The sequence below is a fragment of the Mycobacterium sp. 1245801.1 genome, assembly GCF_001673055.1.
Classification (GTDB): Bacteria; Actinomycetota; Actinomycetes; order Mycobacteriales; family Mycobacteriaceae; genus Mycobacterium; species Mycobacterium europaeum_A.
Map to the genome: position 1 here is coordinate 1 of NZ_LZKY01000364.1, position 21,204 is coordinate 21,204.

Genomic DNA, 21,204 nt, shown 5'->3' on the forward strand with positions numbered 1-21,204 from the left:
CGATGTAGCCGCCCTGACCCAGCGCGGCCAGCGCGTCCACCGTCGACGCCACGTGCAGCGAGTCGTCGCCGCGGCCGTGCACCAGCTGCAGCAGCTGCACGGCGAATTCCACATCGCGCAGCCCGCCGCTGCCCAGCTTGATCTCGCGGCCGCGGACCTCGGCGGGCACCAGCTGCTCGACCCGGCGCCGCATGGCCTGCACCTCGACCACGAAGTCCTCACGCTCGCAGGCGACCCACACCATCGGCATCAACGCGTCCAGGTAGCGCCGCCCCAGCTCCGCGTCGCCTACGGCCGCACGGGCTTTCAGCAGCGCCTGGAACTCCCAGGTCTTGGCCCAGCGCTGGTAGTAGGCGATGTGCGACTCGACGGTGCGGACCAGTTCCCCGCTGCGCCCCTCGGGCCGCAGACCGGCGTCGACCTGGAAAAACGCCTCGGAGGCCAGCCGCATCATCTCGCTGGCCACCCGGGTGGTGACGGTGTCGGCCTGCTCGCCGACGAAGATGACGTCGACGTCGCTGACGTAGTTCAGTTCGCGGGCACCGCATTTGCCCATCGCGATGACCGCCAGCCGCGGCGGCGTCCGGTCGCCGCACACGCTGTTCTCGGCCACCCGCAGCGCGGCGGCCAGCGCGGCGTCGGCCAGGTCCGAGAGGTGGGCCGCCACCACGGTGAACGGGACCACCGGCTCGTCCTCGACGGTGGCGGCCAGGTCCAGCGCGGCCAGCACCAGCAGCTGGTCGCGGTAGCGGGTGCGCAGGCGCACCATCGCCGAACCCGGCGCGGCCAGCGCCTCATCCACGCAGCCGGTGAACACCGCGCGCAGCTCGTCGCGGGTGGGCAGTTTGACGTTGCCGCGCAACAATTTCCAGGATTGCGGCTGGGCGATCAGGTGATCGCCCAGGGCCAGCGACGCGCCGAGCACGCCGAACAGCCGGCCGCGCAGCGGGCGTTCGGCGAGCAGGGCGGCGTTGAGTTCGTCCCACCCGGCGTCGGGGTTCTCCGAGAGCCGGACCAGGGCCAGCAGCGCGGCGTCAGGGTCGGCCGCGCGCGACAGCGACCACAGCAGGTCGACGTGCGCCTGGTCGTCGTGCTCGTACCACCCCAGTTGCGCCATGCGTTCGGCCGCTTGCGGATCGACCAACCCGAGCCGGCCGACGCTGGGCAGCCTGGGGCGCTGCGTCGCGGGTTTGGTCACGACCACGACCGTAGCGCAAGCCGCCCGTCTTCAGGCACGAGCGGCGCTAGTGCACAACGGGATATGCCCGATCCGGACCTACAGGGACAGGTAGGTGCTCAGCTCGTATGGGGTGACGTGGCTGCGGTAGTTGGCCCACTCCGTGCGCTTATTGCGCAGGAAGAAGTCAAACACGTGCTCCCCCAAGGTTTCCGCGACCAGCTCGGAGGACTCCATGGCGCGCAGCGCGCTGTCCAGGCTCGTCGGCAGCTCGCGGTATCCCATCGCGATGCGTTCCTCGGCGGTCAGGTCCCACACGTTGTCCTCGGCCTGTGGCCCCAGCACGTAGCCCTTCTCCACCCCGCGCAGCCCGGCGGCCAGCAGCACGGCGAAGGCCAGGTACGGGTTGCAGGCCGAGTCGGGGCTGCGCACCTCGACGCGCCGCGACGACGTCTTGTGCGGCGTGTACATGGGCACCCGCACCAGCGCGGACCGGTTGGCCGCACCCCAGGACGCGGCGGTGGGCGCCTCGCCGCCGCCGACCAGTCGCTTGTAGGAGTTGACCCATTGATTGGTGACGGCGCTGATCTCCGAGGCGTGCTCGAGAATTCCGGCGATGAACGACTTGCCCACGTCGGACAGCTGCAGCGGGTCGTCGGGGCTGTGGAACGCGTTGACGTCGCCCTCGAACAGGCTCATGTGGGTGTGCATCGCGGACCCGGGATGCTGCCCGAACGGCTTGGGCATGAAGGTCGCGCGGGCGCCGTTCTCGATCGCCACCTCCTTGATGACGTAACGGAACGTCATCACGTTGTCGGCCATCGACAGGGCGTCGGCGAAGCGCAGGTCGATCTCCTGCTGGCCGGGCGCGCCCTCGTGGTGGCTGAACTCCACCGAGATGCCCATGAATTCCAGGGCTTCGATGGCGTGGCGGCGGAAGTTCGAGGCGGAGTCGTGGACCGCCTGGTCGAAGTAGCCGGCGTTGTCGACGGGAACGGGCGGCGTCCCGTCGTCGGGGCCCGGCTTGAGCAGGAAGAATTCGATCTCGGGGTGCACGTAGCAGGAGAAGCCCAGGTCGTTGGCCTTCTGCAGCTGGCGGCGCAGCACGTGGCGGGGGTCGGCCCACGACGGCGAGCCGTCCGGCATGGTGATGTCGCAGAACATCCGCGCCGAGTGGTGGTGGCCGTTGGCCGAGGCCCACGGCAGCACCTGGAAGGTGGACGGGTCGGGGTTGGCCACGGTGTCGGATTCGGAGACCCGGGAGAAGCCCTCGATCGAGGATCCGTCGAAGCCGATGCCCTCCTCGAAGGCGCCTTCGAGCTCGGCCGGGGCGATGGCGACCGACTTGAGGAAACCGAGCACATCGGTAAACCACAGCCGAACGAAGCGGATGTCCCGTTCCTCGAGGGTGCGGAGGACGAATTCCTTCTGTCGATCCATAACCCGAACAGTATGCAACTGCTGTTAATTCTGTGTTACCGATGCCCGCTCAGAACCATTGCCCACATTGCGGCGCGACGCCACGCGCCGGGGAGCCGTGCGTGCAAAGGCACGCGGTCGCCGCTAGGGCAGCTCGCCTTGATGGCCTGGGCAGTAGACGTCCACCGACGCCGACACGAATTTGACCGCGGTGCGGGTAACGCGGTCGGCGACTATCCGCAGGGACGGGTTTTCCCGGTACGCCGTGTTCACCTCCTCGTCCACGGCGGCCTGGACCGAGGAGCCGTGATCGAGTTCCCCGCAGATCTCACGGGCCCGGTACACCAGGCCCGGCACGTTGTCGGTGGCCGGGATCTGCTTTTGTGCGAGCAACGCCACGAACTGCGCGTCCTGATCCGGGTCGGCCGCCGCGCCGCCCGCGCAGATGACCGCGGCGGCAAGCAGCGCCGAGGTGTTGACCAGAGTCTCGGCGGATCGGGCGATTCGGATGCGCACGGCAGAATCTTCGCTTCTTTGTGTCACCTGCCCGGCCGCTCTCACCTAATGGATACCGAGTGGTAACAGTGGAGGCGGCCGGCACCTGGAAAGATCGACATCGTAACCGGTTGTCATCGTGAATCACCACAGCGCTTTCGCGCGAACCCGCAGTTGAGCGGCGCGGCGCGACGGCGGCGTCGGCGCATGACCGCGCTCGTTGCGTACGCGGCGATCGCCGCCTCGATAAGCGCGGCCCCGACGGTGGCCGGGGCTGCGCAGCTGCCGGCGCCTCGGGCATCCGGCGCCCAGGACAGCGGGCCTGCCGCGCTGATCGAGCCCGCGCCGGTAGGAGAGCTCACACCCGATCCGCCCCAGATCCCGCCACCGCCGACGGTCGCGCCGCTCGAGCCACCCGTTGTGGCGCCGCCGCCACCTCGTGCGCAACAGCCGCTCTCCCCGCCGCGGCAACAAGGACCCACCCCACAACAGGACGGGCCGCCGCCGGCACCGCCGCCTCCGCCCGAGCCTCCACCGCCGCCTCCGCCGCGGGGCCATGTCCAGCTCTCACCGTGAGCCAAAAGCCCTGCGGGAGAACCTCTGACATGCGGACCGGGCGGCGGGCGGGTGACCCCGCGCAGTCAGGACTGGCAGTGGTAGGAGGCCGGCGGCGGCGTGCCGGCGACCAGATACCGGACGACGGCGGTGTCCACGCACTGGTGGCCGTTGAACACCGCGGTGTGCTGGGTCCCGTCGTAGGTGATCAGCGGGCCGCCGAGCTGGCGGGCCAGGTTCACCCCGGCCTGGTACGGCGTGGCCGGGTCGTGCGTGGTGGAGACGACGACGACCTTGCCCGGCGCCATGGGCGGCGCGGCGTGCGGCGCCGACGTCGCCGGCACCGGCCACAGCGCGCACAAATCGCGCGGAGCATTTCCGGTGAACTGCCCGTAGCTCAGGAACGGCGCGGCCTGCCGGATCCGCTGATCGGCGCTCACCCAGCTGGCTTGATCCGTCGGGTTGGGCGCGTCGACGCAGCGGATCGCGTTGAACGCGTCCTGGTCGTTGGCATAGTGCCCGTTCTTGTCGCGCCCGTCGTAGTCGTCGGCGAGCAACAACAGGTCGCCGGCGTCGGTGCCGCGGGCCAGGCCGAGCAGCCCGCTAGTCAGGTATTTCCAGTGCGCCGGGGTGTAGAGCGCGTTGATGGTGCCGGTGGTCGCGTCGGCGTAGCTCAGGCCGCGCGGGTCCGCGGTTTTGCCGGACCTGGTGGCCAGCGGGTTGACCAGCGCGTGGTAGCGGTTGACGAATTGGCTCGGGTCGGTGCCCAGCGGACAGCCCGGTGAGCGCGCGCAGTCGGTGGCGTAGTCGTTGAAAGCCGTTTGGAATCCGGCCATTTGGTTGACGTTCTCGTCGATCGGCCCGACGGTCGGGTCGATGGCGCCGTCGAGCACCATCGCGCGCACGTGGTTGCTGAACTTCTCCAAATAGGCGGTGCCCAACTCGGTGCCGTAGCTGTAGCCCAGGTAGTTGATCTGGTCGTCGCCCAGCGTCTGGCGCACCAGGTCCATGTCGCGCGCGACCGAGGCGGTGCCGGTGTTGGCCAGAAACGCCGCGCCCATCCGGTTGACGCACTGCTGGGCCAGCTGCCGGTAGAGCTGCTCGATATGCGCGACCCCGCCGGGGCTGTAGTCGACCATCGGCTCGCGCCGGTAGGCGTCGAACTCGGCGTCGGTGCGGCAGCGCAGCGCGGGCGTCGAGTGGCCGACACCCCTGGGGTCGAAGCCGACCAGATCGAAGTTGCGCCTGATCGGAGAGTTCGCCAAATCCGGGGCCATCGCGGCCACCATGTCGACCGCCGAGCCGCCGGGACCGCCGGGGTTGACCAGCAGCGAGCCGACCCGCTGCCCCGACGCCGGGACCCGGATCACCGCCAGCTTGGCCTGCGCCCCCGCGGGATTGTTGTAGTCGATCGGCACCGACACGGTGGTGCACTGCGCGGTCGGGATTTCGCTTGTGTCACTGACGAATTGGCCACAGCTCCCCCACCCCTGCGGCACCGCGGCCGAGGGCGGGTTCGGGCCCGGCGTCTGCCCGGCACCGGGTTCGGGGGTGGCCGCGGCCACCGGCAGCGCGACGACGAAGGTGCCACCGAGCAGCAGCCCGAATGAAAACAGCGCCGAGCTCAAGGATCTCAGGCGCGACATGGCTGTCATCGTTGCAGCCGCGGGTACCCGTCACAGCGCGAAACGATTACGCCTTGGTCTCGGCTCTCAAGTGGCTCGCGCCCTCGCCGAGCGTGCACTCACGGCGCAGAATCGACGAAAACCTCGCCGTGAGTGCACGTTCGGCGGCAGCGTCGCCGGGTGGCTAGCACTTGGCGCCGCTCGGCGGGATGGAACCACCGACCAGATACGCCGTCACGTAGTTGTCGATGCAGCCGTCGCCCTGGAACACCACCGTGTGCTGGGTGCCGTCGTAGGTGAGCAGCGAGCTGCGCAGCTCGTTGGCGAGGTCGACGCCGGCCTTGTACGGGGTGGCCGGGTCATGGGTTGTCGACACCACCACCGTGGGCGCCAGGCCGGGCGCGGAAATGGTGTGCGGCTTGCTGGTCGGCGGCACCGGCCAGAACGCGCAGGTACCCAGCGGCGCGTTGCCGGTGAACTGCCCGTAGCTCATGAACGGGGCGACCTCACGGGAGCGGCGGTCTTCGTCAATCACCTTGGCGCGGTCGGTGATTGGCGGCTGGTCCACGCAGTTGACCGCCACCCGCGCGTCGGTGGCATTGCTGTAGTGGCCGTGCGAGTCGCGGCGCATGTACATGTCGGCCAGGGCGAGCAGGGTGTCGCCGTGGTGGTCGACGAGCTCGGCCAGCCCGTCGGTCAGGTGATGCCACAGGTTCGGCGAATACAGCGCCATGATCGTCCCGATGATCGCGTCGCTGTAGCTCAGGCCGCGCGGGTCGTTGGTCGGGACGGGGCGGCCCACCATCGGGTTGTTCGGATCGACCATCGGGTCGACCAGGCTGTGGTAGACGTCAACGGCTTTGGCCGGATCGGTGCCCAGCGGGCAGGTCGGCTGCTTGGCGCATTCGGCGGCGTAGTCGTTGAACGCGTCCTGGAATCCCTTGGCCTGGCGCAGGTCCGCCTCGATCTGGTCGGCGTTGGGGTCGACGGCACCGTCGAGGATCATCGCCCGCACGTTGTGCGGGAAGGCCTCGGCGTACGCCGAGCCGATCCGGGTGCCGTAGGAGTAGCCGAGATAGGTCAGCTTCTCGTCACCGAGCGCCGCGCGGATGGCATCGAGATCGCGTGCGACGTTGACGGTCCCGACGTTGGCCAGGAAACCCTTGCCCATCTTGTCGATGCAGCGGCCGACGAACTGCTTGGTCTCGTCTTCCATGTGGGCCACACCCGCCGGGCTGTAGTCGACGTTGGGCTCGGTGCGCAGCCGGTCGTTGTCGGCGTCGGAGTTGCACCAGACCGCCGGGCGCGACGCCCCCACCCCGCGGGGGTCGAAGCCGACCAGGTCGAAGCGTTCGCGAACCTTCTTGGGCAACGACTGCACGACACCCAGCGCCGCCTCGATACCGGACTCCCCCGGTCCGCCGGGGTTGATCACCAGCGAGCCGATCTTGTCCCCGGTCGCGGGGAAACGAATCATCGCCAGCGTCGCCACGTCGCCGTCGAGGTGGTCGTAGTCGACCGGCACGGCCAGTTTGCCGCACAGCGCGCCGGCCGGAAGTTTGACCTTCGGGTTCGCCGCCCGGCACGGCGTCCACTCCACGGCCTGACCCAGCTTCGGCCCGGACATGACGGCGCGTCCCACCACCACACGGACACAGCCGGCCAGCAGCAGCGCGACGGCAGCCATCGACGTCCAGATCAGCAGCGTGCGCGCGATCTTGGCGCGGCGAGACAGGCCCATGCCCACCTATGCTGCCAGAGGAAACCTGAGATCCGGATGAGCGGCACCGCCGCCGGAGCTACCGCGCGAGCGCAAGCAGCTCTTCGAGCCCCACCGCGAACTCGTCGGCAATCTCCCACAGGTCCGGCACCAGATCCGGACAGGCGACCAGCCCGACGTCGAGTTTGCCCTGCAGCGACATCGCGGTGATGTTGAGTCCCGAGCCGTGAAAAATCGGCCCCAACGGATACATCGATTTGACCTCGCAGCCCAGCAGGTACAGCGGAACCTGCGGCCCGGGCACGTTCGAGACGACCAAATTGTGCACCGGCATGCTGTCGGTGAACCGGGTTCTGGCATACAACCGCATCGCAATACCGAAAACCGCCGGCGCGGCGAATTGCGACCAATCCTGCAGCAGTGATGCGCCGATAGCTGAACTGTGTTCTTTGGCAATCGAATTCGCCTCGGCGATGGCTTTCAGGCGTTCCACGGGATCGTCGATCTGGGTATGCAAACAGGAAAACATCGCCGATACCTGATTGCGGCCGGGCCGGTCGGATTTGCCGTGCACCGAAACCGGGACCGAAGCCACCAGCGACGACTTCGGCAATTCGTTTCGGTCGGTCAGGTATTGGCGCAGCACACCGGAAACCAAGGCCATCACGACGTCGTTGACTTTGACGTCGAAATGGTTCTTCACCGTTTTGATGTCGCCGAGATCCAATTCGGCATAAGCGACGTTGCGGCGGTCGCTGATTCTGGCGTTGAAGACGGTCCGCGGCGCCGCGAAGGGACGGGCCATGGTCAGACCGTCGCGCGCCCGTCGCACGGTGGCGAGCACCGACGAGACGGTGTCGGGCACCACGTTGGCCAGGTGCAGCGGCCGGGTCGCGAAGCGGACCAGCCCGCCCGCCGCGATCTGCCAACCATGGGCTCCGCCGACGCCCTCGGCCGGCTCCGGCGGCGGGGCGTCGGGCTCGGTCGCGCACAACTGCGACATCAGGCTCGCGCCGGTCACCCCGTCGACTCCGGCGTGGTGCACCTTGGTCATCACCGCCAACCGCCCGTCCCGGTGGCAGTCCGTGCCGGCCACGCCCTCGATGACCCACATCTCCCACAGCGGCCGGCCACGATCCAACGGTGTCTCGGCGATGTGGCCGCAGATCTCGGAAAGCTCGGTCCGCCCGCCCGGTGCCGGCACCGCGATGCGGTGCAGGTGACGGATGATATCGAATTTCTCGTCGTCCACCCAGACCGGGTGGTCGAGGTTCAGCGGACTGTTGGCCAGCTTCTCGCGGAACGCCGGGATCGCCTTGATGCGCAGCGCCAGGGCGTCGCGCAGCCGGTCAAAGGCGTAACCGCCCGGCACCGTCGACGTGTCCAGTTCGATGATCGAGCACACATGCAGGGGCTGCGACGACGTCTCGAGATACAGGAAGCTGGCGTCCAGTCCACTCAGCCGCTGCATGCGCAGCATGGTATGTCTCACACTGCCGCGGCGGTGCAACTGCGCAAAAGAAATGGCAGAATCAAGTAGTCAAACGAACCCGGGGACCAGTCAGGATTGACCCTGCAGGCCACGAGGATCGAACCGACCACCACTAGGGACAATGATGTCTGAGCACAACGTTTACGGTGCCAACTCGCCTGCGCAGCCCGAAAAGCCGCGGCCCAAGATTCGCACCCATCACCTGCAGAAGATGAAGGCCGAGGGCCACAAGTGGGCCATGTTGACGGCCTACGACTATTCGACAGCCCGCGTTTTCGACGAGGCCGGCATCCCGGTCCTGCTGGTCGGCGACTCGGCGGCCAACGTGGTGTACGGCTACGACACCACCGTGCCCGTCTCGATCGACGAATTGATTCCGCTGGTGCGCGGCGTGGTGCGGGGTGCCCCGCACGCGCTGGTCGTCGCCGACCTGCCGTTTGGGAGCTACGAGGCCGGACCGGCCGCCGCGCTGGCCGCCGCCACCCGCTTCATGAAGGAGGGCGGCGCGCACGCGGTCAAGCTCGAGGGCGGCGAGCGGGTCGCCGAGCAGATCGCCTGCCTGACCGCCGCCGGCATCCCGGTGATGGCGCACATCGGGTTCACCCCGCAAAGCGTGAACGGCCTGGGCGGATTTCGGGTGCAGGGCCGCGGTGACGCGGCGGAGCAGACCGTGCACGACGCGATCGCCGTCGCCGAGGCCGGTGCGTTCGCCGTCGTGATGGAGATGGTGCCCGCCGAGCTGGCCACCCAGATCACCGGCAAGCTGACCATCCCCACGGTCGGGATCGGGGCCGGACCGAACTGCGACGGCCAGGTCCTGGTCTGGCAGGACATGGCCGGCATGAGCAGCGGCAAGGCCGCCCGCTTCGTCAAGCGGTTCGCCGACATCGGCGGGGAATTGCGCCGGGCCGCAACGCAATATGCGCAAGAGGTGGCCGGCGGGACCTTCCCCGCCGAAGAGCACTGCTTCTAGATTCACCCCGGCGAAGTCCTCACCGCACGCTGCACGCCTGGTCGGCGGCGTTACCGCTGTCACCGCCCAACCGCTGAAAAGCGTTGCGCTACAGCGCTGTACGATTGCCCGCAGAGACCAACCGAACTCTGACGAGCAGGGGTGGACCACATCAACCGGGGGAATCGCGGTGACTCCGTGCACCGTCGAGCGGTGTTGGCGTTGCCGCTGCTGGTGGCAGGAGGCATGGCTTTGGCCCAGACGCCACGCGCGTCCGCCCAACCGCCCCGCACCTCGCCGCAGGCGGCCCGGTGGTCACCCGAGCGCGCCAACCGCTGGTATCAGGCGCAGGGCTGGCCGGTCGGTGCCAACTACATCACCTCCAACGCCATCAACCAGCTGGAGATGTTCCAGCGCGAAACCTTCGACCCCCGGCGCATCGACACCGAACTGGGCTGGGCGCGAACCAACGGGTTCAACGCGATACGGGTGTTCCTGCACGATCAGCTATGGGCGCAGGATTACCGCGGGTTTCAGGGGCGCCTCGCCCAATTCGTCGACATCGCGGCACGGCACGGCATCAAGCCGCTGTTCGTCCTGTTCGATTCGTGCTGGGATCCCTTCCCCCAGGCGGGCCCGCAGCGCGCGCCCCGGCCGGGAATCCACAACTCCGGCTGGGTGCAGAGCCCGGGGGCGGCGCGCCTCGACGATCCCGGCTACCTGCACACCATGCGCGGCTATGTCACCGGGGTGCTGACGCAGTTCCGCAGCGACGACCGCGTCCTGGGTTGGGACCTGTGGAACGAGCCGGACAACCCGGCCGATGCCTACGCCAAGGTCGAGCGGAAAGACAAGGTGGATCTGGTCGCCCGGCTACTTCCGCAGGTGTTCGAGTGGGCGCGGCTGGTCGATCCCTGCCAGCCGTTGACCAGCGGCGTCTGGCACGGCGAGTGGGCCGACCCGGGTCGCCGCAGCGTCATCAGCGGCATCCAGCTCGACAACTCCGACGTCATCACCTTTCACTCCTACGCCGCGCCGGCGGAGTTCGAGAGCCGCATCGCCGAACTCGTACCGCAGGGCCGGCCCATCCTGTGCACCGAGTACATGGCCCGGCCGTTGGGCAGCACGGTCCAAGACATCCTGCCCATCGCCAAGCGCGCAGGCGTCGGCGCGTTCAACTGGGGACTGGTCGCCGGCAAGACGCAGACCTACTTCCCCTGGGATTCCTGGGACCAGCCGAACCCGGACCCGGCGATGCCGCAGGAGTGGTTTCACGACCTGCTCGGCCCGGACGGGCGGCCATTCCGCGACACCGAGATCCAGACGATCCTCGAGTGCGGCGACCTGGCGATGCACCTGCAGCCGCCGCCACCACCGCCGGCGGGCTGACGGCGCTCGGTCAGCGGCACCGATTCTGAAAGTCGGTCAACGGCTGGCGGATGCCCTCGAGGTCGGCGTGGGTCTGCGGGTTGGCGTCCATGTACTGCTTCAGCTGCGCCCGCATGTCGTCGCGCGGCTGCCCCTTCAAACTGGTGAAGTACGCGTTGACGTCCGGGTGGGCGAACAGATACCCCGACGTCGCCGCGGCGACGCCCGACGACACCTGGGCAAGGTCGGCCGCCGTGCAATTCGGTTGCGACGAGGGCGCCGGTTCGGGATCGTCCGCCGGCCAATCCGCGGCGGCCGAACTGGCCGTCGCGAAAAGCATCGCCACGCTCACCGCGCCGGCCGCTATTGCGCCGGACGCGACCCGGGCCGCCGGGCGAACAAAAGACACCATGGAAACGCTCCTTCGTCTTCGCGTCCGCAGGCGCGGCCGTTCGTACCGCAAACCATAAGGGGTTTTCTCGCCGCGCATGCGCGAATTCGGGCCGCATGGAAATGCGGATCCATTCCTCGATCTCGGCCCGCCCGCCGCGCTACGACGGCACAATGGTTCCAGGGTGGCTGGAAAGGAGACCGCAGATGAATCGGCGCCGCTGGTTTGCCGCGTTGCTGGCGTTCTCGGGCTTGGCCGGGATTCCCACCATTGTTGGTCCGGCCCATTCCGCCGATCGGGTGCAGGCGACGGTGTGCGTGGGCGCGGGCCGGCGCATTTCGGTGAGCGGGTGCACCAACATCGCCGACAACATTCAACGCTATGTCCCGCCGCCGGCGGTGTATGCGCCGCTGCCCGAAGACGACACGACGGCCCCTCCTCCGCCGCCGCCGTAAGCCGCGGCCGCCGCCGGCCGATCCGCGGCGGCCTCGTCTTTTCGGTATGGCAGGCTATGGGTGCCCTACGCGCCCGCCCCGCCTTCAGTGGAGCCGAAGATGCCTGCAAAAGCGCCGCAGACCTCGCGTCATCTCGAGGTCGAGCGCAAGTTCGACGTGGTCGAGTCCACCGTGTCGCCCTCGTTCGAAGGGATCGCCGCGGTGGCGCACGTCGAGAAGTCGCCGATGCAAACCCTCGATGCGACGTACTTCGACACGCCCCTACACGACTTGGCGCGCAACAAGATAACGCTGCGCCGCCGCACCGGCGGCACCGATGCCGGATGGCACCTGAAGCTGCCTTCCGGGCCCGACGCCCGCACCGAGGTGCGCACACCGCTGGACGCCTCCGGCGCAAACCACAGCGTGCCCGACGAGCTGACCGACGTGGTGTTGGCGATCGTCCGCGACCGGCCGCTGCAGCCGGTCGCGCGCATCACCACCCGCCGGGAGAGCCAGGTGCTGTACGACGCCGCGGGCACCGCGCTGGCCGAGTTCAGCAACGACCATGTCGTCGCGTGGTCGACGCGGGACTCCGACGACGCCGACGCACCGACCGAGCAGGAATGGCGCGAGTGGGAGCTGGAGCTGCTGGAGGCCGGCGGGCTGTCCAGCGGCACGGCCGGCGTCGAGTTGCTGAACCGGTTGAGCAATCGGCTGCTGGACGCCGGCGCCGCACCGGCGGGTCACGGCTCCAAGCTGGCGCGGGTGCTGGGCACCACGCCGGCGGCCGACGGCGCTGCGCCGCCGGAAGATCCGCTGCAGCGCGCGATCGCCGAGCAGGTGCGCGAGCTCCTGGTGTGGGACCGCGCGGTGCGCGCCGACGCCTACGACTCCATCCACCAGATGCGGGTGACGACCCGCAAGTTGCGCAGCCTGCTGCGGGACTACCAGGAGTCATTCGGGCTGCCCGACGACGGCTGGGTGCTCGACGAGTTGCGTGAGCTCGCCGGGATCCTGGGGGTGGCGCGCGACGCCGAGGTGCTCGCCGAGCGATACGAACGCGACTTGGACTCGCTCGCACCGGAATTGGTGCGCGGGCCGGTGCGCGAACGTCTGGTCGGGGGTGCGCAGCGGCGCTACCAGACCGGGCTGCGCCGGTCCCTGATCGCGATGCGCTCGCAGCGATACTTCCGCCTGCTCGACTCCCTCGACCTGATAGCGGCCGAGATCCCCGGCGCGGCCACCGCCGAGGCACCGGCGCCGGTGACCATCGACGCCGCCTACAAGAAGGTCCGCAAGGCCCAGAAGGCCGCCGCCCAGGTGGACCGCGAGCACCCGGACGACCAACACCAACGCGACGAGGCGATACATCGGATCCGCAAGCGCGCCAAGCGACTTCGCTACACCGCCTCGGCGACCGGCGCGGCCGGGGTGTCCGAACAGGCCAAGGCGGTCCAGTCGCTGCTGGGCGATCATCAAGACAGCGTCGTCAGCCGCGAGCACCTGCGTCAGGAAGCCGAAGCCGCGCACGCCGCCGGCGAGGACACCTTCACCTACGGCCTGTTGTACCAGCGGGAGGCCGACCTGGCCGATCGGTGCCGCGACAAGCTCGACGACACGCTGCGCAAACTCGCCAAAGCGGTGCGCAAAGCGGGGCATTAGCTGCCGAGCAGACGTAAAAGCACCCATCTTGACGCCAAAATGGGTGCTTTTACGTCTGGTCACCAATGGGCGGGCGGACGAGTTGGCCTGTAAGCCGGATTCTGTTCCGCGCGGCCGCGCATAGGCAACGGCGGCGCGGCGGCGACCATCCATCTGGACACACCGTCACCGGGTGCCTCGAGCGGCCTACCCGCAGGCTCGGGCGAGCAGCCCTCGAACGCCTGCGCGGCCACACCTTGGGTGCGGCCTTCTTGGCCTTGCTTCGGGTGGGGTTTGCCGAGCCACCCCGGTCACCCGGGATGCTGGTGCGCTCTTACCGCACCGTTTCACCCTTACCACCCGTGGGTGGCGGTCTGTTTTCTGTGGCACTTTCCCGCGAGTCACCTCGGATTGCCGTTAGCAATCACCCTGCTCTGTGAAGTCCGGACTTTCCTCGAACCGCCTTGCGACGGTCCGCGGCCGCCCGGCCAACTCGTCCGCGACGAACCACGGTACTACCTGCACCCATGCCGGGGCCAGCAACCACGGCTCGCGCGGCTCTATCGTGGACCTGATGGGCCGATGGAACAAGCGCGTGGACTCCGGCGATTGGCTTGGGATCGCTGCGGAGGTCGACGAGTACGGCGGGGCGCTGCTGCCGCGGCTGATCACGCCTACCGAAGCGGCCCGCCTGCGCGCGCTTTACGCCGACGACGGCCTGTTCCGGTCGACCATCGACATGGCGCCCAAACGCTATGGCGCCGGGCAGTACCGCTATTTTCATGCGCCCTACCCCGAACCCATCGAGGCGCTCAAGCAGGCCCTCTACCCCCGGCTGCTGCCGATCGCGCGCGAGTGGTGGGCCAAGCTCGGCCGGGACGCGCCGTGGCCGGACAGCCTCGACGATTGGCTGGCGGCCTGCCACGCCGCCGGCCAGCGCAGGTCCACCGCCCTGATGCTGAAATACGGTGCGGGTGACTGGAATGCGCTGCATCGAGACCTGTATGGTGACTTGGTTTTTCCGCTCCAGGTCGTCATCAACCTGAGCAACCCGGACACCGACTACACCGGCGGCGAATTCCTGCTCGTCGAGCAACGGCTGCGGGCCCAATCCCGTGGCATGGCAACACAATTGCCGCAGGGGCACGGGTATGTCTTCACCACCCGGGAACGGCCGGTGCCCTCGGCGCGGGGTTGGTCCGCGGCGCCGGTGCGCCACGGGGTCTCGGTGGTTCGCTCCGGTGAGCGCTATGCGATGGGACTGATCTTTCACGACGCGGCGTAACAGGCCTACCCGGTTCGTCGCAGGACCATCACGTTGTCGGCCATCGTTCCGAGTTCCCCGTTCGGGCCGACCATTTCGCGCTCGACGGCCTCGGTTCGCAGCCGCGTCCACCGCGGCGCGTTGAGATCCAGCGACCCGAGGACCTCCTCGATCCCGGCGAAGTGGTGATCGTGATGCTCCGCCCATGGCGGTGGCGCGCCGTGGTCGACGATCAACAGCACGCCACCGCGATTCACCCGCTCGGCGGCCCGCTGCAACACCCCGTCGCGTTCCAGCCGGGCCGGCGAGTGCAGATATTGGGCGGACACCAGGTCGAAGGTCCCGTCTGGGAAGCTCTCGTTGAGATCATGACGCTGAAAGTCGATGCGCGCGAGCAGATTCCGGGCCGACGCGGCCTCGGTCGCCCGGCGCAGCGCGGTGGCCGAGACGTCCACGGCCACCACCTGCCAGCCGCGCTCGGCCAGCCACAGGGCGTCGGCCCCTTCCCCGCAGCCCAGGTCGAGCGCCCGGCCCACCGGCAGGTCGGCGGTCACCTCGGCCAGGCGGGGATTGACCCGTCCGCTCCACACCCGCTCCGCCGAGCGGTAGCGCTCCTCCCAAAACTGCACAGCATCATCAGGTTTGCACGAATTCTCCATACCGCGAGCTTGCCTACCCCGTGCCTCATTTGCCAAGCTGAATTGCCATGCAGGCAAAAACCACCCCCGACATCGACCTCCTGGTGCGCCAGCGGCTCCGGGAACTGCGCGCGCAACGCGGCCTGACGCTGCAGGAGGTCGGCGAGCGGGCCGGGATCGACGTCTCGACGCTGAGCCGCCTCGAATCCGGGAAACGTCGGCTGGCTTTGGATCACCTGCCCCGGCTGGCCCGGGCCCTGTCGGTCAGCACCGACGAACTGTTGCAGGCGCCGCCGGCTCCCGACCCGCGGGTGCGCGGCGCCGCGCGCACTCACCACGGCGTCACCTATTGGCCGCTGACCCGGCAGGGCCCCGCCGGCGGCCTGCACGCGTTCAAGGTCCGGGTCAGCGCGCGGCGCCGCACCCCGCCCGCCGAGCTGCCGGTGCACGAGGGCCAGGACTGGATGTATGTGCTTTCCGGGCGGATGCGGCTCATTTTGGGCGAGCGCGACTTCACCATCGACCCCGGCCAGGCCGTCGAGTTCTCGACGTGGACGCCGCACTGGTTCGGCGTGGTGGACGGCCCGGTGGAGGCCATCGTCATCTTCGGCCCGCACGGCGAGCGCCTCCACCTGCACAGCTGAATGGCACCCGCGCGAACGGCCTGACCGTCGCGTTCACCCGGGCGCGGCGTTAGCGTGGCGTAATGGACCGGGCTTGGGAATACGCCGTCGCGCCGCCGCGCAGCGCGCCCGGCGTCGTCTCGATGGTCGGCTACCGGGGCCTCGACGTTCCCGACGGCGTGCACCGTGGCATGCCGTCGGCGACGTTGACCTTCATCGTCAGCCTGGACGACGGGGTGGAGGCCGGTGACACCGCCTGCGCCCTCGCGGTGGCCCGCCCCAACCCGTTGCTGCTCGGCGGCCTGCACTTGCGGGCCAGTCACGTGCGGCAACGGCGCGGGCAGGCCGGCGTGCAGCTGGCCGTGCATCCGCTCGCGGCGCGTGCGCTGTTCGGCGTGCCGAGCGCTGAGCTTCTCCTCGCCGAATACGACGCGACCGCCGTGCTGGATCGCGGCGCCGTCGAACTGCACCATCGGGTGACCGAAGCGCACGGCTGGCCGGACGCGTTCGCGCTGGTGGCCGGCTACCTCATCGACGCACGGCAATGCCGGGACGCCGCGACGGTGCGGCCCGAGGTCGCACAAGCCTGGCATCTGCTGCAGCGCAGCCGGGGCCGGGCCCCGGTCACCGGCCTGGCCGACGCGGTCGGCGTCACGCCGCGACACCTCACGACGCTGTTCCGCCAGGAGGTCGGGCACTCGCCGAAGACGGTGGCGATGCTCATGCGGTTCCAGCATGCGACGGCGCGGATCGCCGAGTCGGCACGCCGCTACGGACGCGTCGACCTCGCACGAGTCGCGACCGCCACGGGGTACAGCGACCAGGCGCACATGACCCGCGAGTTCGTCCGGTTCGCCGGTGTGCCGCCGCGACAGTGGCTGGCCGAGGAGTTCCGAAACATTCAAGACGGCGGCCACTCCTGCACCGCACAGTTCGAGGATGACCACTTCGAATCCGACCGTCTGGTTGACACTGCAAGCCCATAACGCGCCCAAGCTGATCGACTACTACGTCGACACATTCGGCTTCGTCCTCGCGGCGCGCTACGGCCAGGGTGAAACCGTCGATCACGCCCAACTGAACTGGCCGCAGGGTTGCGGAGGGATCATGCTCGGCAGCCACAAGCCCGGGGCGCATTGGTGCCGCGAACCGGGCACCGCCGGCGGTTACATCGTCACCGCCGATCCCCAGGCGCTCTACGAGCGCGTCCTGCAGCGCAAGGCCGACGTCGTGCGGCCGCTGGGCGAAACAGATTACGGCGCACGCGAATTCACGGTGCGCGATCCGGAAGGCAACCTGTGGTCCTTCGGCGACTACCGCGGCGAGACACCGCCGGCGTGACGCTTACAGATACGCGGTCTGGTTCACCAGGCGCACCGAAGACGCTCCGTCGGAATAGAATTCGGCAATGCTCAACGACGCGAGGTCGAGGTGCAACCGGTACAGGATGCCGGGCCCGGCGTCCAGTGCCTCGCGCAGCAGCATCTTGATGGGGGTCACGTGCGAGACCACCAGCACCGTCGTACCCTGCTGGGCGGCGACGATCCGGTCACGGGCCGTCGACACCCGATCGGCCACCGCGTCGAAGCTCTCCCCGCCCGGCGGGGCGGTGCTGGTGTCGCGCAGCCAGCGGCTGTGCAGTTCGGGGTCGCGCTCGGCCGCCTCGGCGAACGTCAGCCCCTCCCAGGCGCCGAAGTCGGTCTCGATCAAGTCGTCGTCGACGGTGACGTCCAGCCCCAGCGCCTTGGCGGCGGCCGCCGCGGTGTCATAGGCCCGTTGCAGCGGCGAGGCGAAGACCGCCGAAATGCCGCCGCGCTGCGCCAGATAACGCGCCGCCGCGTCGGCCTGCCGGCGCCCCAGCTCGGTCAGCGCCGGGTTACCGCGCCCCGAATAGCGACGGTGCACCGACAGCTCGGTCTGGCCATGCCGCAGCAACAGCAGCCGGGTCGGGGTGCCGCGCGCGCCGGTCCAGCCCGGCGCGGACGGCGACGGTGCCGCCGCGGGCTCGGCCGGTTCGGGTTTCGGCGCCGGCTCAGGCTTTGGCGCCGGTTCGGGCGTTTCCGTCACAGCCTCGGCCGCGGCGTCCATCGCCTCGTTGGCCAACCGATCGGCGTGCGTGTTGCGCTCCCGGGGGATCCACGAGTAGCTGATCCGCGCGAACCGCGCCGCGCGGCTTCGGGCCTGGTTGTGCAGCTCGATCAGGTCGGGGTGCTTGACCTTCCACCGCCCGGACATCTGTTCCACCAGCAGTTTGGAATCCAGGTACACCGCGGCCTCGGTGGCGCCCAAATTCAGGGCGTCGTCCAAACCGGCTATCAGACCCCGGTATTCGGCGACGTTGTTGGTCGCTCGGCCGATGGCCTGCTTGGCCTCGGCGAGCACGGTCGTGCGGTCCTGGTTCCACACCACCGCGCCGTATCCGGCCGGTCCGGGGTTGCCCCGCGATCCACCGTCGGCCTCGATCACGACCTTCACTGATCAAAACCCTTGACCCGCAGCAGGATCGCGCCGCATTCCGGGCAGCGCACCACCTCGTCCTCGGCGGCGGCCGAGATGCGGGACAGCTCGCCGCGGTCGATCTCGAGCCGGCAGGCCCCGCACCGACGGCCCAGCAGCTGCCCGGCGCCCGGGCCTCCCCCGGCACGCTGGCGTTCGTACAGGGCGGACAGCGCCGGATCCAGTGCGGCGCTCAGCGAGTCACGCCGCGACGACTGAAGCTCACGGGCCTCGCTGAGCTCGGCGACCGCGGCATCGAGAGCCTCACGCGCGCTCGCCATTTCGGCCTCCAGTGACGCCAGCGTCTGCTGCTCACCGTCGAGCTGGGATTGCAGCTCCTCGCGACGTTCCATCACCTCCAGCAGCGAGTCCTCCAGGCTGGTTTGACGACGCTGCAGGGTCTCCAGCTCGTGCTGGAGGTCCGAGAGTTGTTTGGCGTCGATCGTTCCCGACTGCAGCAGCGAGCGGTCGCGGTCTTCGCGCTGGCGCACCGCATCGATCTCCGCCTCGAGCCGCGACACGTGAGCGTCGATGTCTTCCACGGCTATGCGCACGGCGCCCAGCCGGTCACCGGCGGCCTCGTATTCGGCCTGCAACCGCTCGCAGGCCTGTTGCTCCGGCAGATGCGTGGCCCGGTGTGCGATGCGGGACAGCTCGGCATCGAGTTTCGACAACTCGAGTAGGGAACGCTGCTGCGCCACTTCGGCTTTCATGAACTCTCATCCTGGTGCTCGACGTTCCAAGGGTCGGTGCGAATCGAGCTCACCCGCACGGGAAGCTCCGCACCGAAACGCGACCGCAGCAGGCCGGCGGCCTGTTCACACCAGGGGAATTCACTTGCCCAATGTGCCACATCGATCAAGGCCACCTCGGAGGCCCGTCGGTGTTCGTCGGCCGGGTGGTGCCGCAGATCGGCCGTCACGAAAGCCTGCACGCCCGCACCGGCCGCGGCGGCCAGCAACGAATCCCCGGCGCCGCCGCAGACGGCGACCCGCGACACCGGCATGTCGGGGTCCCCCGCCGCCCGCACCCCCCACGAGGTGCGCGGCAGCGCCGCGCTGACGCGAGAGACGAAGTCGCGCAACGGTTCCGGACGCGCCAGGGTCGCGACGCGGCCCAGCCCGGTGTCGCCGGGCGGGGGTACCAGCGCGAAGATGTCGAAGGCGGGTTCCTCGTAGGGATGGGCGGCGCGCATCGCCGCCAGCACCGCGGCCCGGGAACGGGCGGGCGCGACCACCTCGAACCGGTCTTCGGCCACCCGCTCGACGTTGCCCACGCTGCCCACCGCCGGTGAGGCGCCTTCGTGCGGCAGGAACTGCCCGATGCCGCTGACGCTCCAGCTGCAGTGCGAATAGTCACCGATATGTCCGGCGCCGGCCGCGAACACCGCCGCCCGCACCGCGTCGGCGTTCTCGGCGGGCACGTAGACCACCCACTTGTCCAGGTCGGGTGCGTCCGTCGCCGGCTCGAGCACGGCCTCGACGTGAAGGCCCAGGACCGCGGCCAGCGCGTCGGACACCCCCGGGCAGGCGGAGTCGGCGTTGGTGTGTGCGGTGAACAGCGAGCGTCCGGTCCGGATCAACCGGTGCACCAGCGCGCCCTTGGGGGTGCTGGCCGCCACGGTGTCCACGCCGCGCAACAGCAACGGGTGATGGGCCAGCAGCAGGCCGGCATCGGGAACTTCGTCGACCACCTCCGGCGTGGCGTCGACCGCGACGGTCACCGACCGCAGCTCGTCGTCGGGGTCCCCGCAGACCAGCCCCACCGAATCCCAGGACTCGGCGAGCCGCGGCGGGTAGGCCTCGTCGAGCACCGCGATGACGTCGGCCAGCTTGACGCTCACCGGTCGGCCTCCGCGATCGCCCGCACCAGCAACGGCCACTCGCGGCGCACCGCGGCGCGCAGGTACCGCTCGTCCAGGCCGACGAAGGTGTCACAGCGACGGATGGCAATCCCCCTGTCATGCAGTCGTTTTCGTAATTGAACGGCCTCCGGCGTGCGGAACAGCACGAACGGGGCCCGGCCGTCGACCACGTCGGCGCCCACCGAGGCCAGCCCGGCCACCATCTCGGCGCGCAGCTGCCCCAGTCCGGCCGCCCCGGCCGCCGCGTCGGCGACCGCCTGCGGATCGCAGCACGCCGCGATGGCCGTCAGCTGCAACGTCCCCACCGGCCAGTGCGCCCGCTGGGCGGTCAACCGCGCCAGCACGTCCGGGGAACCCAGCGCGTAGCCCACCCGCAGCCCGGCCAGCGCCCAGGTCTTGGTCAGGCTGCGCAGCACCAGCACGTCGGGCAGCGCGTCGCCGGCCAGCGATTCCGGCTCGCCGGGAATCGAGTCGGCGAACGCCTCGTCGACCACCAGGATCCGCCCGGGCCGGCGCAACGCCAGCAGTTGCTCGCGGGTGTGCAGCACCGAGGTGGGGTTGGTCGGATTCCCCACCACGACAAGGTCGGCGTCGTCGGGAACGATCGCGCCCGCCAGGCCGAACGGCGGCTCCAGCACCACATGGTGCACCGGCACTCCGGCCGCGGTCAGCGCGACCGCCGGCTCGGTGAACGCCGGGGCGATGATCGCCGCCCGCCGCGGGCGCAGGTTGCCCAGCAGGGCGAACGCCTCGGCCACCCCGGCAAGCGGCAACACCTCGTCGCGGGTCCGGCCGTGTCGCTGGGCCGCGGCGTCCTGCGCCCGGTGCGCGTCCTCGGGGCTCGGATAGCGCGCCAGGTCGGGCAGCCGCTCGGCCAGCCGGCGCAGCAGCCACTGCGGCGGTTGGCCGTGCCGGACGTTGACGGCGAAATCGAGCATCCCGGGCGCGACGGCCTGATCGCCGTGGTAGCGCGCCGCAGGCGGGCTCAGGTTCAGACTCGCCATCCGTGAAACACTAGTGCGCCGCGCGGGTCGGCCGGACGTACAC

At 69.5% G+C, this 21,204-nt stretch carries 20 protein-coding genes, 1 other RNA gene and 1 pseudogene; 9 read left to right on the forward strand and 13 right to left on the reverse strand.

What is annotated here, in order from left to right:
• The 3 genes and pseudogenes from A5622_RS22880 to A5622_RS22890 all read right to left on the reverse strand — a co-directional run.
• Positions 1–1,204: pseudogene (locus tag A5622_RS22880) on the reverse strand (bifunctional [glutamine synthetase] adenylyltransferase/[glutamine synthetase]-adenylyl-L-tyrosine phosphorylase); the annotation flags it as partial.
• A 72-nt stretch (positions 1,205–1,276) separates the two neighbouring features.
• Positions 1,277–2,617 (reverse strand): type I glutamate--ammonia ligase, encoded by a 1,341-nt coding sequence (glnA, locus tag A5622_RS22885; RefSeq protein ID WP_066862795.1) that lies wholly within the window; start codon positions 2,615–2,617, stop codon positions 1,277–1,279.
• 123 nt (positions 2,618–2,740) lie between these two features.
• Entirely contained in the window at positions 2,741–3,112 is a 372-nt protein-coding gene (locus tag A5622_RS22890; RefSeq protein WP_066862792.1) for a DUF732 domain-containing protein, read from the reverse strand.
• Positions 3,113–3,298: 186 nt separating this feature from the next.
• Between A5622_RS22890 and A5622_RS30545 the strand changes: the two genes are divergently transcribed.
• Positions 3,299–3,667 carry a hypothetical protein gene (locus A5622_RS30545; RefSeq protein ID WP_156753059.1) on the forward strand — a complete coding sequence of 123 codons (369 nt, stop codon included), beginning with the start codon at positions 3,299–3,301 and terminating at the stop codon, positions 3,665–3,667.
• 65 nt (positions 3,668–3,732) lie between these two features.
• Here A5622_RS30545 and A5622_RS22895 read toward each other — a convergent pair whose 3' ends face one another.
• The 3 genes from A5622_RS22895 to A5622_RS22905 form a co-directional block, all read right to left on the reverse strand.
• Positions 3,733–5,301 (reverse strand): alpha/beta hydrolase, encoded by a 1,569-nt coding sequence (locus tag A5622_RS22895; protein WP_156753060.1) that lies wholly within the window; start codon positions 5,299–5,301, stop codon positions 3,733–3,735.
• 154 nt (positions 5,302–5,455) lie between these two features.
• Positions 5,456–7,018 carry an alpha/beta hydrolase gene (locus tag A5622_RS22900; protein ID WP_156748841.1) on the reverse strand — a complete coding sequence of 521 codons (1,563 nt, stop codon included), beginning with the start codon at positions 7,016–7,018 and terminating at the stop codon, positions 5,456–5,458.
• Positions 7,019–7,070: 52 nt separating this feature from the next.
• A complete protein-coding gene (locus A5622_RS22905; RefSeq protein ID WP_066881449.1) occupies positions 7,071–8,462 on the reverse strand; it encodes a wax ester/triacylglycerol synthase family O-acyltransferase in 1,392 nt (463 codons plus the stop codon).
• Between the two features lie 145 nt (positions 8,463–8,607).
• On the opposite strand from A5622_RS22905, the gene panB reads away from it, so the two are divergent.
• Complete coding sequence (gene panB, locus A5622_RS22910) at positions 8,608–9,456, forward strand: 3-methyl-2-oxobutanoate hydroxymethyltransferase (protein ID WP_066862859.1); 849 nt, start codon at positions 8,608–8,610, stop codon at positions 9,454–9,456.
• Positions 9,457–9,633: 177 nt separating this feature from the next.
• Positions 9,634–10,824, forward strand: a complete 1,191-nt coding sequence (locus A5622_RS22915; RefSeq protein WP_082984611.1) for a 1,4-beta-xylanase — start codon at positions 9,634–9,636, stop codon at positions 10,822–10,824.
• Positions 10,825–10,834: 10 nt separating this feature from the next.
• Here the strand turns inward: A5622_RS22915 and A5622_RS22920 are convergent, their stop codons facing one another.
• The gene (locus A5622_RS22920) at positions 10,835–11,215 is read right to left on the reverse strand and encodes a heme-binding protein (protein WP_066881425.1); all 381 of its coding nucleotides are present in this window, start codon (positions 11,213–11,215) and stop codon (positions 10,835–10,837) included.
• 185 nt (positions 11,216–11,400) lie between these two features.
• On the opposite strand from A5622_RS22920, the gene A5622_RS22925 reads away from it, so the two are divergent.
• Entirely contained in the window at positions 11,401–11,649 is a 249-nt protein-coding gene (locus A5622_RS22925) for a hypothetical protein (RefSeq protein ID WP_066881426.1), read from the forward strand.
• Between the two features lie 99 nt (positions 11,650–11,748).
• Positions 11,749–13,293 (forward strand): CYTH and CHAD domain-containing protein, encoded by a 1,545-nt coding sequence (locus A5622_RS22930; protein ID WP_066881427.1) that lies wholly within the window; start codon positions 11,749–11,751, stop codon positions 13,291–13,293.
• Between the two features lie 74 nt (positions 13,294–13,367).
• Here the strand turns inward: A5622_RS22930 and rnpB are convergent.
• An RNA gene (gene rnpB, locus A5622_RS22935) (RNase P RNA component class A) lies at positions 13,368–13,768 on the reverse strand.
• Between the two features lie 78 nt (positions 13,769–13,846).
• Here rnpB and A5622_RS22940 point away from each other — a divergent pair.
• Positions 13,847–14,557 (forward strand): 2OG-Fe(II) oxygenase, encoded by a 711-nt coding sequence (locus tag A5622_RS22940; protein ID WP_066862853.1) that lies wholly within the window; start codon positions 13,847–13,849, stop codon positions 14,555–14,557.
• Between the two features lie 5 nt (positions 14,558–14,562).
• Here A5622_RS22940 and A5622_RS22945 read toward each other — a convergent pair whose 3' ends face one another.
• Positions 14,563–15,195: a bifunctional 2-polyprenyl-6-hydroxyphenol methylase/3-demethylubiquinol 3-O-methyltransferase UbiG gene (locus tag A5622_RS22945; RefSeq protein ID WP_066881428.1), complete on the reverse strand. Its 633-nt coding sequence runs from the start codon at positions 15,193–15,195 to the stop codon at positions 14,563–14,565.
• Positions 15,196–15,242: 47 nt separating this feature from the next.
• Here A5622_RS22945 and A5622_RS22950 point away from each other — a divergent pair, with 47 nt between their 5' ends.
• From A5622_RS22950 to A5622_RS22960, 3 genes are all read left to right on the forward strand, one after another.
• A complete protein-coding gene (locus A5622_RS22950; RefSeq protein ID WP_066862771.1) occupies positions 15,243–15,818 on the forward strand; it encodes a helix-turn-helix domain-containing protein in 576 nt (191 codons plus the stop codon).
• A gap of 122 nt (positions 15,819–15,940) precedes the next feature.
• Positions 15,941–16,783: an AraC family transcriptional regulator gene (locus tag A5622_RS22955; protein ID WP_066881452.1), complete on the forward strand. Its 843-nt coding sequence runs from the start codon at positions 15,941–15,943 to the stop codon at positions 16,781–16,783.
• Entirely contained in the window at positions 16,737–17,138 is a 402-nt protein-coding gene (locus A5622_RS22960; protein WP_066881429.1) for a VOC family protein, read from the forward strand. The genes A5622_RS22955 and A5622_RS22960 overlap by 47 nt, the downstream gene beginning before the upstream one ends.
• 3 nt (positions 17,139–17,141) lie before the next feature.
• Here A5622_RS22960 and A5622_RS22965 read toward each other — a convergent pair whose 3' ends face one another.
• The 4 genes from A5622_RS22965 to cobC are packed head-to-tail and all read right to left on the reverse strand — an operon-like array spanning position 17,142 to position 21,161.
• A complete protein-coding gene (locus tag A5622_RS22965) occupies positions 17,142–18,272 on the reverse strand; it encodes a bifunctional RNase H/acid phosphatase (RefSeq protein WP_066881430.1) in 1,131 nt (376 codons plus the stop codon).
• Positions 18,269–19,006 carry a zinc ribbon domain-containing protein gene (locus A5622_RS22970; RefSeq protein ID WP_066862761.1) on the reverse strand — a complete coding sequence of 246 codons (738 nt, stop codon included), beginning with the start codon at positions 19,004–19,006 and terminating at the stop codon, positions 18,269–18,271. The genes A5622_RS22965 and A5622_RS22970 overlap by 4 nt, the downstream gene beginning before the upstream one ends.
• Positions 19,003–20,136 (reverse strand): Nif3-like dinuclear metal center hexameric protein, encoded by a 1,134-nt coding sequence (locus A5622_RS22975; RefSeq protein ID WP_066881431.1) that lies wholly within the window; start codon positions 20,134–20,136, stop codon positions 19,003–19,005. The genes A5622_RS22970 and A5622_RS22975 overlap by 4 nt, the downstream gene beginning before the upstream one ends.
• Positions 20,133–21,161, reverse strand: coding sequence for an Rv2231c family pyridoxal phosphate-dependent protein CobC (cobC, locus tag A5622_RS22980; protein WP_066881432.1), 1,029 nt, complete (start codon positions 21,159–21,161; stop codon positions 20,133–20,135). Before cobC ends, A5622_RS22975 begins: the two co-directional genes overlap by 4 nt.
• Positions 21,162–21,204: the final 43 nt, after the last annotated feature.

What these genes read in the sequence shown, in the direction of transcription:
- glnA (WP_066862795.1), bottom strand. Translation starts at nt 2,617, where the DNA reads ATGGATCGACAGAAGGAATTCGTCCTCCGCACCCTCGAGGAACGGGAC.
- A5622_RS30545 (WP_156753059.1), top strand. Translation starts at nt 3,299, where the DNA reads ATGACCGCGCTCGTTGCGTACGCGGCGATCGCCGCCTCGATAAGCGCG.
- A5622_RS22895 (WP_156753060.1), bottom strand. Translation starts at nt 5,301, where the DNA reads ATGACAGCCATGTCGCGCCTGAGATCCTTGAGCTCGGCGCTGTTTTCA.
- A5622_RS22905 (WP_066881449.1), bottom strand. Translation starts at nt 8,462, where the DNA reads ATGCAGCGGCTGAGTGGACTGGACGCCAGCTTCCTGTATCTCGAGACG.
- panB (WP_066862859.1), top strand. Translation starts at nt 8,608, where the DNA reads ATGTCTGAGCACAACGTTTACGGTGCCAACTCGCCTGCGCAGCCCGAA.
- A5622_RS22920 (WP_066881425.1), bottom strand. Translation starts at nt 11,215, where the DNA reads ATGGTGTCTTTTGTTCGCCCGGCGGCCCGGGTCGCGTCCGGCGCAATA.
- A5622_RS22925 (WP_066881426.1), top strand. Translation starts at nt 11,401, where the DNA reads ATGAATCGGCGCCGCTGGTTTGCCGCGTTGCTGGCGTTCTCGGGCTTG.
- A5622_RS22930 (WP_066881427.1), top strand. Translation starts at nt 11,749, where the DNA reads ATGCCTGCAAAAGCGCCGCAGACCTCGCGTCATCTCGAGGTCGAGCGC.
- A5622_RS22940 (WP_066862853.1), top strand. Translation starts at nt 13,847, where the DNA reads ATGGGCCGATGGAACAAGCGCGTGGACTCCGGCGATTGGCTTGGGATC.
- A5622_RS22945 (WP_066881428.1), bottom strand. Translation starts at nt 15,195, where the DNA reads ATGGAGAATTCGTGCAAACCTGATGATGCTGTGCAGTTTTGGGAGGAG.
- A5622_RS22950 (WP_066862771.1), top strand. Translation starts at nt 15,243, where the DNA reads ATGCAGGCAAAAACCACCCCCGACATCGACCTCCTGGTGCGCCAGCGG.
- A5622_RS22955 (WP_066881452.1), top strand. Translation starts at nt 15,941, where the DNA reads ATGGTCGGCTACCGGGGCCTCGACGTTCCCGACGGCGTGCACCGTGGC.
- A5622_RS22960 (WP_066881429.1), top strand. Translation starts at nt 16,737, where the DNA reads ATGACCACTTCGAATCCGACCGTCTGGTTGACACTGCAAGCCCATAAC.
- A5622_RS22970 (WP_066862761.1), bottom strand. Translation starts at nt 19,006, where the DNA reads ATGAAAGCCGAAGTGGCGCAGCAGCGTTCCCTACTCGAGTTGTCGAAA.
- cobC (WP_066881432.1), bottom strand. Translation starts at nt 21,161, where the DNA reads ATGGCGAGTCTGAACCTGAGCCCGCCTGCGGCGCGCTACCACGGCGAT.